At 72.8% G+C, this 11,089-nt stretch carries 12 protein-coding genes; 7 read left to right on the top strand and 5 right to left on the bottom strand.

The annotated features are described in order from the left end of the window. The 4 genes from MLV88_RS21460 to MLV88_RS21445 all read left to right on the top strand — a co-directional run. Positions 1–110 (top strand): transposase (locus MLV88_RS21460; RefSeq protein WP_242337485.1); only part of this gene is annotated, 110 nt, incomplete at its 5' end. A 46-nt stretch (positions 111–156) separates the two neighbouring features. Then, a complete protein-coding gene (locus tag MLV88_RS21455; protein ID WP_243338664.1) occupies positions 157–1,131 on the top strand; it encodes a hypothetical protein in 975 nt (324 codons plus the stop codon). Between the two features lie 198 nt (positions 1,132–1,329). Next, positions 1,330–2,214: an ATP-binding protein gene (locus MLV88_RS21450; RefSeq protein WP_243338663.1), complete on the top strand. Its 885-nt coding sequence runs from the start codon at positions 1,330–1,332 to the stop codon at positions 2,212–2,214. A 285-nt stretch (positions 2,215–2,499) separates the two neighbouring features. Then, entirely contained in the window at positions 2,500–2,892 is a 393-nt protein-coding gene (locus tag MLV88_RS21445) for a response regulator (RefSeq protein ID WP_242359997.1), read from the top strand. A gap of 26 nt (positions 2,893–2,918) precedes the next feature. Here MLV88_RS21445 and MLV88_RS21440 read toward each other — a convergent pair whose 3' ends face one another. After that, a complete protein-coding gene (locus MLV88_RS21440) occupies positions 2,919–3,437 on the bottom strand; it encodes a hypothetical protein (RefSeq protein ID WP_242359998.1) in 519 nt (172 codons plus the stop codon). 24 nt (positions 3,438–3,461) lie between these two features. Further along, positions 3,462–3,920 (bottom strand): DUF2203 domain-containing protein, encoded by a 459-nt coding sequence (locus MLV88_RS21435; protein WP_242359999.1) that lies wholly within the window; start codon positions 3,918–3,920, stop codon positions 3,462–3,464. 44 nt (positions 3,921–3,964) lie between these two features. Here MLV88_RS21435 and ffh point away from each other — a divergent pair, with 44 nt between their 5' ends. The 3 genes from ffh (at position 3,965) to MLV88_RS21420 (ending at position 7,822) form a co-directional block, all read left to right on the top strand. After that, entirely contained in the window at positions 3,965–5,617 is a 1,653-nt protein-coding gene (ffh, locus tag MLV88_RS21430) for a signal recognition particle protein (RefSeq protein WP_242339581.1), read from the top strand. 9 nt (positions 5,618–5,626) lie between these two features. After that, positions 5,627–6,532 carry an AmmeMemoRadiSam system protein B gene (amrB, locus tag MLV88_RS21425; protein WP_243338662.1) on the top strand — a complete coding sequence of 302 codons (906 nt, stop codon included), beginning with the start codon at positions 5,627–5,629 and terminating at the stop codon, positions 6,530–6,532. Between the two features lie 168 nt (positions 6,533–6,700). Further along, a complete protein-coding gene (locus MLV88_RS21420; protein WP_242360002.1) occupies positions 6,701–7,822 on the top strand; it encodes a hybrid sensor histidine kinase/response regulator in 1,122 nt (373 codons plus the stop codon). Between the two features lie 54 nt (positions 7,823–7,876). On the opposite strand, the gene MLV88_RS21415 is transcribed toward MLV88_RS21420, so the two are convergent. From MLV88_RS21415 to MLV88_RS21405, 3 genes are all read right to left on the bottom strand, one after another. Continuing rightward, entirely contained in the window at positions 7,877–8,062 is a 186-nt protein-coding gene (locus MLV88_RS21415) for a hypothetical protein (protein WP_242360003.1), read from the bottom strand. Further along, positions 8,059–9,111, bottom strand: a complete 1,053-nt coding sequence (locus tag MLV88_RS21410; protein ID WP_242360007.1) for a TIGR04552 family protein — start codon at positions 9,109–9,111, stop codon at positions 8,059–8,061. Before MLV88_RS21410 ends, MLV88_RS21415 begins: the two co-directional genes overlap by 4 nt. A 221-nt stretch (positions 9,112–9,332) precedes the next feature. Beyond that, positions 9,333–11,072: a GYF domain-containing protein gene (locus MLV88_RS21405; protein WP_243338661.1), complete on the bottom strand. Its 1,740-nt coding sequence runs from the start codon at positions 11,070–11,072 to the stop codon at positions 9,333–9,335. Positions 11,073–11,089: the final 17 nt, after the last annotated feature.

Genomic DNA, 11,089 nt, shown 5'->3' with positions numbered 1-11,089 from the left:
AGGCCTATCGGATCGACTACAACGAGGTGCGGCCGCACAGCTCGCTGGACAACCAGACGCCGAACGGCTTTGCTCGCAGTATCACCGGACTCACGAAGCTAGCCGTCTAGAGTCGGGGGGCAGGTCACGAACGGCGCCGGTATCGAGCAGGGTCCCGTGGTGTTGGGCACCACGCAGAGGTTCGTGCTCAGAACCTTGAAGGACGGAACCCCGGCCTACCCCGCCGGCTACAGCGTGGAGGGCTGGTACGACGCCTTCACCGGCCCCTATCCCAACGCATCAGGCACCTGCGGCGTCACCGAACCTTCCTTCAACGTCAACTCCATCGTCGTCGACTTCGTGGACCTGACCTTCTCGCAGGAGGGCTACTACACGGTGTGCCTGCATCTAATCCACGCGACCGAGCCCGAGATCTGGGACAACGCCGCCGTCTATGTGAGGCCGAACCAGGCTCCGCACGTCCAGGAGGTTCAGCTCGACCCTCGTCTTCCCGTCGTCGGTTACGAGACGAGCGCGGTTGCGTCGCTCTGGAGCAATGACGACGCGATCGAGTCGTGCACGGTCGACTACGGCGACGGCGGGGGCCCCGAGACTGGCGAGGTCCTGACCCTGTTCCCGACGCCCGACCCCACGCCCGAAATGCAGGCCCTCGGGAACGTAGACATCATCTGCCAGGGGCCCCCGCACACCTATGACGCGTCCGGGTCCTACACGGTGACCGTCGCGGCGACCGACGCCGGCGGCCTTCAGGGAACGGCTGAAACCTACGTGACGCCGTCAACCGAACCGTACATGTACGTCGCTTTCATCGACTTCTCTTACGGGGCCATCCGGTCCGGCCGCCTGTGGAACTACACGGCGGCGGTCAACATCCGCCACTTCACCGGTGTGGACCTGAGCAGGGCGACCGTCACGGCCGAATGGCGGGTGTTGTATGGCCCGACGATGCTCACGCAGAGGGTCACGACCAATAGAGAGGGCATCGCGAAGTTCGCCCTGCGCGCGTTCCCGTACGGCGAGTACGACCTGTGCGTCACGAACGTCGAGAAGTCGGGCCTGACGTTCCGGTATGACGAGGGGTGGCCCCCGCTGTGCGCGAGCGATTACTCCAAACCGATGGAGTCGCCGTAGACCGGGCGACGCCTGATCGCGTGCTGACCTGATCCGGCCGTCCAGCGGCCCCGGCGCTCCCGCACCGGGGCCGTTCCATCGGTTCGGCCCGGCGCTCGCGAGCGTGCCGAGGCTCGTCACACCGCGGCCGGACGCCTCGAGCGCGTGGGCCGGGGGGACGCCTCGCGAGGCGCGCGCCGCGGGTGCTATCGTTTCCCGATGCCGCTCGACCCGGACGTCCAAGACCAGCTGCGCCGCGTCCTCTCGTCGATGGAGCTCCTGCTCCCGAAGCCCATCGAGAAGATCGACTGGGGCAGGACCCACGCGGCGAACTGGAGGCGCCACTCGTTCGCCGGCTACCTCGAGGCCGTCTCGAGCGTCGAGGGGATCCAGCTCTCGGACCTGCTCGGCATCGAGGAGCAGAAGCGCATCGTCGAGGCGAACACGCGCCAGTTCCTCGCCGGCTTCCCCGCGAACAACGTCCTGCTGTGGGGGACGCGCGGGACCGGGAAGTCGTCGCTCGTGCGGGCGCTCCTCCGCGCGTACGCGTCCGAGGGCCTGCGCATCATCCAGGTCGACAAGGACGACCTGGTGAGCCTCCCGGCCATCGTGGACGAGGTCGCCGGGCAGCCGTATCGCTTCCTCCTCTTCTCGGACGACGTCTCGTTCGAGGTGGGCGAGTCGAGCTACAAGATGTTGAAGAGCGCGCTCGACGGCTCCGTGTACGCGCCGCCCGAGAACGTCCTCATCTACGTCACCTCCAACCGGCGCCACCTCATCCCGGAGTTCGAGACGGACAACCTCGGGGCGCTGCTCGTCAAGAACGAGATCCACCACGGCGAGGCGGTCGAGGAGAAGATCTCGCTGTCGGGGCGGTTCGGCCTCTGGGTCGGGTTCCACGCCTTCTCACAGGACGAGTACGTGGCCGTGGCGAGGCAGTGGGTCACGAAGCTCTGCGAGAGGGCGGGCGCCGAGCTGGCGTGGGATCGGCAGGCGGCGGAGGCGGCCGTCGCCTGGTCGAATCAGAAGGGCGATCGCAGCGGGCGCATCGCCTACCAGTTCGCGAGCGACTGGGTGGGCCAGAGCATGCTGCGCTCGCGCTAGCGGACGCCCGAGCGGTCATCCGGCAGCACCGACGATCGGCGCGAGGCCCGCTCGCACGCCCGTCAACGACGCAGTGCGTCCCAGAAGTGGCGCGGCGCGAGATTCAGGCACTTTCCGGAACGATCGCTTCAGGCAACGCGTTTGCACCGTCAGCGACCTCGCGAGGCTCGGGCTACGCCCTGCGACGTCCTCCGTGTCGATACGGCACGGTGGCGTGGCGGCGGGTTCACGGGCTCGGCGGGGGACACGAAGATGGCATTCATCCCAGCTCAGGCACACCCACTCATGTCCTCTCGCGCCCGCCGCATGCGGTCGCGCGGCGCCGTCCTCGTCGTCGAGGACGATCCCGACATCCGCGAGGCGCTCGCCGAGGCTCTCGGCAGCGAGGGCTACGACGTCGCGCTCGCCGAGAACGGGCAGGACGCGCTCGACGTGCTGCGCGACTGCCCGCGACCGGATGTCATCCTCCTCGACCTCCTCATGCCCGTCATGAGCGGGTGGCAGTTCCGCCAGGAGCAGCTCGCGGACCCAGCCCTGGCGGGCATCCCGGTGGTCGTCGTCTCTGCCTCGCCGCCTGGCGACGCGCAGCCGGACCGGTACCTGCCGAAGCCGTTCAGCATCGACGATCTGCTCTCGACGGTCGCCGAGCTCTCCGCGGACGCCGCCGAGCGGATCTGACCGCTCGGCGACGAGCGCGCGACGTCTCACGCGCGCCGCGGCGGCGCCCGGGCCGCCTCCGGCACGAGCTGGTGGAACAGGCTCGACTCCCGCTTGAAGAAGCCCTCGGTGTGGAACGACCACTCGAGCCCGAGCACCTCGAGGTCGAGGTGGTGCACGAGCTCGTGGAGGAGCGTTCGAAGGAACGTGCGGAACGCGACCACGCGCGCGTGGCGGGCGGTGCGCATCCAGACGCGGATGCAGGGCGGCTCGTCGGGATCGGGGGTGTAGAGGCCGTGCAGCTCGCCAAAGTCCGCGCTCGGCCGGACCGCGTGGATCTCGAGCTTGGGCGTGCGCGCGCCGAGCGCCCGGGAGATCCCCGCGCACAGCGCGAAGGCGGCGCGCGCCACCGCCTCGCCGTCGTCGCGCGCGAGAGCCTCCCGCAGCGCCTCGACCTGCGGGTGCAGCGAGGCGACGCCCGGCACCGGGATGGCCGGGACCGCGTCGCTGGCGCGGTAGATCGCCTTCTCCCGGGGTGACAGGCGCGCGTAGTACGCGAACGGCACGGCGGCGGCGCGGGGCGCCCTCCCTCAGTTCCGGAACGTGGGCGGCCGGACGCTCACCCCGGCGATCTCCTCGCGGGCCGCGAAGCCTCCCTCGAGCGGGTGCCAGTGGCTCACGGCCGGCTCGCCGAACTGCCAGCAGAGGAACGCCGGCTCGCCCTCGACCACGGCGTAGAAGTCCACGAGCCCCGCCTCGACGTCCTTCACGAGGCAGCCCATGCCGTTCACGCGCTCGATGACGCGGGTGATCTCACCGGCCAGCCGCTCGAGCCGAGCGGCGTCCGCCTCCCTGCCCTCCGGGGGGCCGTCTCCCCGGAGGAGGGCCACCGCGACGTCGGCGCCGCCGAGCGACTCGACGAGCGGGCCGAGCTCGGCGCGGGCGGCCGCGAGGCGCCCGAAATCGAGCTCCAGCTCGGCCACGAGCGCGTTGGCCTCCTCGACGGTGAAGAAGCGCGGACCCTCGTCCACGGGCGGATTCCCAGACATCTCCGTGTTATAAGCGCGGGCCTGGCGGAGGCACCCGGAGTCCCATGCTCGAGACCGTATCCAAGGGGTTCAAGGCAGCGCGGAACAAGCTGAAGGGGCGGACGGAGATCACCCCCGAGGTGGTCGACGACGCGCTGCGCGACATCCGCGTCTCGCTGCTCGAGGCGGACGTCTCCTTCGAGGTCGTGAAGCGCTTCGTCGCGCGCGTGCGCGAGAAGGCCATCGGCGAGGTCGTCGAGACCAAGGTCAAGACGGAGAAGGGCGTCGTTCGGGTCACGCCCCAGGACCACTTCGTCAAGATCTGCCACGACGAGCTCGAGGCGCTCATGGGCCCGGTCGACACCTCGCTCCGCGACGCGGTGCGGGGGCGTCCGACCGGCGTGATGATGGTCGGCCTGCAGGGCTCCGGCAAGACGACCACCGCCGGCAAGATCGCGAACAAGCTCCTCAAGGAGGGGAAGAAGCCCCTCCTCGTCGCCGCCGACGTGTACCGCCCCGCCGCGGTCGATCAGCTCAAGGTCCTCGGCGAGCGCCTCGGCGTGCCGGTGTTCCACGAGCCGGGCGTGTCGCCGCCGGAGATGTGCCTGCACGCCTTCGAGGCGGCGCAGCGCGAGAAGGCGAACGTCGTCATCTACGACACCGCGGGCCGCCTCGCCGTCGACGAGGAGCTCATGGTGGAGCTCGAGGACATCAAGCGGAACGTCGCGCCGGAGAACATCCTCCTCGTCGCCGACGCCATGATCGGCCAGGACGCGGTGAAGACCGCCTCCGAGTTCGACCGCCGCCTCTCGCTCGACGGCTTCATCCTCACGAAGCTCGACGGCGACGCGCGCGGCGGCGCCGCGCTCTCCATCAAGGAGGTCACCGGCAAGCCCATCAAGTTCCTCGGCATGGGCGAGTCGCTCGACCGGCTCGAGGAGTTCCGCCCCGAGGGGCTCGCCTCCCGCATCCTCGGGTTCGGCGACATCGTCGGGCTCGTCAAGGACTTCGAGCAGCACGTCGACGAGGAGACGGCGGAGGCCGAGGCGCAGAAGATCCTCTCGGGCGACTTCACGCTCGAGGACTTCGTGAACCAGATCCGGCTCGTCCGGAAGATGGGTCCTCTCGGCGACCTGATGGAGAAGTTCCCGCTCTTCGGCGACCTGCCGGAGGGCTTCCAGTTCGACGACCAGGCGCTCACCAAGATCGTCGCCATGGTCGACTCGATGACGAAGGTCGAGCGCCAGCGCCCCGACGTCATCAACGACGCGCGCCTCAAGCGGATCGCGCGCGGCTCGGGGCGCGGAGAGAAGGAGGTCCGCGACCTCCTCAAGCAGTACAACTCCATGCGCGGGGTGATGAAGCAGATCGGCTCCGCCCCCGGCCTGCTCTCGCGCCTCCCCGGCGTGAAGCAGCTCATGAGCCTGCGCAAGCTGCAGGGCAAGGGCATGGAGGACGTGCTCGGCGCCGACGCGCAGGCGGTGGAGCGCGCGCTCTCGGGCGGGCTCGTGCCGGACGCGGCGATGGCGCAGCAGATGGGGCTGCCGAAGGGCTACACGCCGCCCATGTCCGCCGGCGCGATGGCGCGGGCGCGGCTCATGGGCTACGCGCCCGAGCCGATCGCGCTCGAGTCCAAGAAGGACCGCGACGCGCGCAACAAGAAGCGCAAGGCGGAGCGCCAGGCGCGCAAGAAGGCGCGCAAGCGCGGCCGCAAGTAGGAGCGGGCGGTGGGAGACGCGAGCGACGGCGAGACCTCCGGCGCGCTCTCGAGCTTCCGCGCCCTCCCCTTCCGCCCTGCCGCCTGGGCGGGCGCGGTCTACCCCGACGACCCGATCGCGCTCCGCCGCGCGCTCGACGGCTGGCTCCGCGACGGGGTCGCGCCCCCGCCGTGCGAGCCCGTCCGCCTCGTCGTCGCGCCGCACATCGACTACCCGCGCGGCGCCGCCGGCTACGCCCGCGCGTACCGCGCGCTCGCCGCGACCGACGCCGACCTGTTCGTCGTCTTCGGCACGGCGCACGCGACGCCGCCGCACCTCTTCACCCTCACCCGCCTCGACTACGCCACGCCGCTCGGCGCGGTGCCGACCGATCGCGCGGCGGTGGAGGCCATCGCCGCCCGCCTCGGCGCGGAGGAGGTGCTCGCGGACGAGCTCTGCCACGCGGGCGAGCACTCGGTGGAGCTCCAGGTCGTGGTGCTGCGCCACCTCCTCCGGCGTCCGTTCACGGTCCTGCCGGTGCTCTGCTCGAGCATCTCCCACCTCGCCGCGCCCGCCGAGGCGACCCGGCCGTTCCTGGCGGCGCTCGCCCGCGCGACCTCCGGCCGGCGAGTCTGCTTCGTCGCCGCGGCCGATCTCGCGCACGTCGGCCCGCTCTACGGCGACCCGCGCCCGCCCACTGCGGCCGAGCTCGGGGCCCACGCCGCCGCCGACCGGCGCACCCTCTCGTACCTCGCTGCCGGAGACGCGGACGGGTTCCACCGCGACGCGGTCCGCGAGGACGCACGGCGGAGGCTCTGCGGGGTTGCCCCCATCTACGCGGCGCTGCGCGCGAGCGGGCGCGCCGCGCGGCTCCTCCACTACGCGCAGTGGACCGACGGGACGGACTCGGTGAGCTTCGCCGCCGCCGCCGGCTGAGGCGCCGGAGCGGGCGAGCGCCCGGGCGCCCCGCCGAGGGCACCCCGGTGAAAAGGCGCTGCCTCGGACGAGCGCGCCGGGTCGTTCGCGCATAATGTCCTACTGCGCCTCGCGCGCGCCTCACGGCGGCGGGGAGGCCCCGACACCTCGCGAGAGACCCCCGCCTCGATGCCGCCGCCCAGGATCCTCAACGTCAACGACCGTGCCGCCGCCCGCTATCTCGTCACCCGGATGCTCTCCGCGGTCGCCTTCGAGGTGGACGAGGCCGAGTCGGGGGAGGACGCCCTCGCGGCCGTGGAGGCCACGCCGTTCGACGCCGTGGTGCTCGACGTGCGGCTCCCGGGGATCGACGGGTACGAGGTCTGCCGCCGGCTGAAGGGCTCCGAGGCCACCTCCTCCATCCCCGTGCTCCTCACCTCCGCCGCGCTGGTGGAGACCGGCGACCGGGTCCACGGGCTCGAGGCCGGCGCCGACGCCTACCTCGTCCAGCCGTTCGAGGCAGCCGAGCTCGTCGCGCTCCTGCGCGCGCTGCTCCGCACCCACGCCGCGGAGCGGCGGGCGCACGCCCTCGCGGGAGAGCTCGCCGAGGCGGTGCGGGTGCGCGACGAGTTCATGGCGGTCGCCTCGCACGAGCTCAAGACGCCGCTCACGAGCCTGCAGCTCCGGCTCGAGGCGCTCGGCCGCGAGCTCGAGGGCTGCGACGCGCGGCTCGCGGGGAAGCTCGACGCGGCGCTCCGTCAGACCGGACGCCTGGTCGGCCTCGTGGACGGCCTCCTCGACGTGTCGCGGATCGCCTCCGGACGCATGCGCCTCTCCCGCGAGGAGCTCGACCTCGCCCGGCTCTCGCGGGAGCTCGGCGCGCGCTTCGCGCCCGACGCGTCTCGCGCCGGCTGCGTCCTGTCCGTCGCCGCCCCCGCCCCGGTCGTCGGCCGGTTCGACCGGCTCCGCCTCGAGCAGCTCCTCACGAACCTGCTCTCGAACGCCCTCAAGTACGGCGCCGGCAAGCCCGTCCACGTCGACGTGACGGCGGCCGGGGGCGTCGCCCGCCTCGAGGTGCGCGACGAGGGCATCGGCATCGACCCCGGGGACGTCGACCGCGTCTTCGGCCGCTTCGAGCGGGCGGTCTCGCCGCGCAACTACGGCGGGCTCGGCCTGGGCCTCTTCATCGCCCGCCAGATCGCGGAGGCGCACGGGGGCGGCATCGCCCTCTACAGCCGGCCGGGCGAGGGAGCCCGGTTCACGGTCGAGCTGCCGCTCGAGGCGGAGGCCCTGCTCGAGTCGGGGACCTGACGCCTCCCGCCGCTCCGCGACGGCGCGCGCCGGAGGCCTCGTCCCGGCGCGGGCCTACGGCTCGTCCTCGTCGGCCGCGGCCGCCTCGCCGTACTCGATGGCGCAGCGCGCGCAGAACTCGTTCGGCGGCGGCGCGGACGGCACCGCGATGGTCTTCCCCTCGGCCCCGCAGACCTGGCACCGGCCGGGCAGCTCCACCTCGCCGCGGTCCAACGGGCTCTCCTTCGTCGTCTCCCTCATCCCCCACCTCGCTTCCCCTTCTTCGGGACGACCAGCCCGCGCGAGAGCCGCCGCAGCACGCGATGGTGCTGCCGGCGCTTGTAGCGCTCGTGCGACGAGTCCCCCTCCTCGTTCCGCGCGGCGGTCGCCGCGTCCACCACCTGGAACTCGACGAGGGAGAACACGATCCGGCCGAGCTCGTCCGCCATGGGATCGAGCGGCGGCATGAGGTCGTCGATCCGGACCGGCAGGTCGACGACGAAGTTGAGCACCCGGAAGTCGCGGCCGCTGAACTCGTTGCGCTTGGCGGCGGGATCGCGCCGCTCGAGGTCCGCAGGGAGCTGCAGCTCCGAGGCGATCGCCGAGCCGCGCGGGTGGCTCGCGAGCAGCTCCTGGAAGCGGACCAGGCTGTTCTGCGTCTGGCCGGGCACCGCGTAGTTGAACGGGAACAGCGTCTGGGTGAGGTGCCACACGACCGGCGCGATCTGGTCGGTGCGCTCGGTCACGATCCGGTAGCGGACCCGGTCGAACACCTGCGCCGCGACGGACTCCTTCTTGGCGAGCAGCTTCGTGACGAGCGAGTCGCGCGACTTGGAGTTGCCGGCGAACTCGATCACGGGCAGGCCCGCCGCGCGCATCCGGTCCGCCTCGGCCATGATCCGCCGGTGCGCGCGCTGCGCGAGGTCGGACTCGCGGAGCGGCGTGCGGAACAGGAGCTCGCGCGCCTCGAGGTGGTGGATCACGTGCATCACCTTGAGCACGACGCAGGCGATCCGCCGGAAGCGCCGGGGCTCGAGCGTCCCCGAGGCGAAGAGGAACAGATCGCGGACGTCCTCGGGCTCGGCGACGGGCACCGCGACGCGGTAGCCGAAGACGGAGCGGAGGTACTCGACGGCCTGGGCGAGGATGGCGCGCAGCCGCCGCACGTCGCGGAGGTCCTCGTGGTCGAACTGGTTCAGGCGGAGGTAGCCCTCGACCTCCTCCCGATCACGGAAGTTGAGCCGCCGCCAGTCGATGACGGAGCCGCCGCGGAGGATCACGCGCAGCGCCTCGAGCTCGGCGATCCCCATCCGCTCGAGAGGTCGGTACCCGCCGGCCGGCACCGGCGCGAGCTTCGTGTGCAACGCCACCTCTCCTCGTCCTCGGGGTCCGCGGGACAGTGGCAGCGGCGCGCCCTCCGGTCAAGCCGACCCGGCGGGCCGTCCGATCGCCCGCCCGCTCGTTCGCGGTGGGCGGCGCGGCGTCGTGCCGCGGGGGCGCGCGACGCGCCGCCCGCGGCGACGGGCCGGGATCAGAACCGGAACGGGAAGGTGACCTCCTGGCCGGTCGTCGTGGAGCGCGGGAACTTGATGCTCTTCACGACGCCCGCGAGGCACTGGGCGAACTGACCGCTCGCGAACTCGGGCGTGAGGCACTTCACCTCGCGCACCGAGCCGTCCGCGTTGATGATCCAGCGCATCCTGAGCGTGCCGGTGGCCTCGGCGTCGCGCGCCTTCTGCTCCGACATGCAGCGCTGGAGGCCGTCCATCCGCTGCGCGACCGACTCGTTGATCTGCCCCGAGCTCAGCTTCGCGGGCACCTCGCCGCCGGGGCGCGGCGGGACGTAGACGGACCGGCGGGCGGAGCCCGAGCCGCCGCCCAGCGCGTCGTCGAGCGCCGCGTCGTTCGACTCGAAGTCGAGGACGTCCTTCTTGCGGGCCGGGGCAGGTGCGGGCGCAGGGCTCGGCGCCGGGGGCGGCGGCGTCGCCTGGGCGACGCGCGTCTCGCGCGGCCGCGGCGCGGGCTCGCGCCGCACGGCGCGGGCGGGCTCCTCGCGCGGAGGCTTGGCGGCGGCGCGCGCGGGCTCGGCCGGCTTCTGCGGCGCTGGCGCCGCTGCCGGGGGCGGAACGGTGGCCGCGGTGGAGGGCTCGGTCGCCGGCCCGGGGGCCGGGGCCGGGGCGCTCGCCACCGCGCCCGGCGGAGGGGCGACGGGCGCGCCGGCGCTCGCAGGGGCGGCCGGTGCGGGCGCCTGCTGCTGCACGGAGGCGGGCTGCGCGCTCGCAGGGGCGGGCGCAGGCGAGGGAGCGGGCACGGCCGCGACGGCCGGGACGCGCTCGAGCTGCTTGTTCGTGTACCAGACGACGCCGGCAGCGCCGGCCGCGACGAGGAGCGCCACGGCGGTCACGCCGACCCCGACCGCGCGCGAGATGCTGCGGCGGCTGCGCGCCTCCTCGGCGCCGCGCGCCACCGACGAGCGGCGCTCGATCTTCTTCTCCTCGGTCTTCTCGAGCCCCTTGATGGGGAGCGGGATCGCGCCGGTCGGATCCACCCCGCCGCCCTCCGGCAGCGCGTCGACGAGCGACTTCACGCCGCCGAGGGACCTCGGCTCGGCCTTCTGCGCCGGCGCGCCGCTCGAGGCGATCTCCTCGCTCGCGAGGGCGGCCAGGGCGGAGGCCGCCACCGGCTTCCAGGAGACGTCCGCCCCCGGCTGCGCGGCGAAGTCGCCGCGCGAGGCCTCCGGGCGCGGCTCGACGGGGCGGGACCCCCTCCCCTGCGGCACGGGCGCGAGCTGCGCCGCGAGCTCCGCGACGCTGGAGAGCGGCTGCCAGTCGCCCATCCCCGGACGCCACACGAGCGAGTCGGGGCCGACGTCGCCGCCCTCCCACTTGCGCTTCACCTCGGCGATCGGCAGCGGGCCGACCTGCGCCTGCCCGATCGCGACGTACCACTCGGTCGAGGGCGCCGGGGCCGCCGCGATGCGTGCGGCGTCCTCGTCGCCCATCGCCTGCGTGGCCGAGAGGTCGGGCGCGGGCTCGGGCTTGCGCGCGGGCGCGTCCCCGAAGGCGTTGTCGAACGCGTTGCCGAGCTCGACGTCGAGGCCGCCGCTGGGGATGGGGGCGGACGCGGCGGGCGCGACCGCGGGCTCCTCCGCGGGGCGGCGGACGTGGATGACGGTCCCGCACTTCTTGCAACGGACCTTCACCCCGGACGGCCCGACCTTCTCGTCCGAGATCATGTACTGCGCGCTGCAGCTGTCGCAGGTGAATTTCATGGGTAAGCCCGCGTCGA

Origin of the sequence: Anaeromyxobacter soli (assembly GCF_022808855.1) — a bacterium.
Lineage (GTDB): Bacteria > Myxococcota > Myxococcia > Myxococcales > Anaeromyxobacteraceae > Anaeromyxobacter > Anaeromyxobacter soli.
Note: the sequence above shows the minus strand (reverse complement) of the source record. Positions and strands in the feature narration are given on the sequence as shown.

Bases quoted from the DNA above. Each gene is read 5' to 3' on its own strand.
- MLV88_RS21450 (WP_243338663.1), top strand. From the start codon at position 1,330: ATGCCGCTCGACCCGGACGTCCAAGACCAGCTGCGCCGCGTCCTCTCG.
- MLV88_RS21445 (WP_242359997.1), top strand. From the start codon at position 2,500: ATGTCCTCTCGCGCCCGCCGCATGCGGTCGCGCGGCGCCGTCCTCGTC.
- MLV88_RS21435 (WP_242359999.1), bottom strand. From the start codon at position 3,920: ATGTCTGGGAATCCGCCCGTGGACGAGGGTCCGCGCTTCTTCACCGTC.
- ffh (WP_242339581.1), top strand. From the start codon at position 3,965: ATGCTCGAGACCGTATCCAAGGGGTTCAAGGCAGCGCGGAACAAGCTG.
- MLV88_RS21420 (WP_242360002.1), top strand. From the start codon at position 6,701: ATGCCGCCGCCCAGGATCCTCAACGTCAACGACCGTGCCGCCGCCCGC.
- MLV88_RS21415 (WP_242360003.1), bottom strand. From the start codon at position 8,062: ATGAGGGAGACGACGAAGGAGAGCCCGTTGGACCGCGGCGAGGTGGAG.
- MLV88_RS21410 (WP_242360007.1), bottom strand. From the start codon at position 9,111: ATGGGGATCGCCGAGCTCGAGGCGCTGCGCGTGATCCTCCGCGGCGGC.
- MLV88_RS21405 (WP_243338661.1), bottom strand. From the start codon at position 11,072: ATGAAATTCACCTGCGACAGCTGCAGCGCGCAGTACATGATCTCGGAC.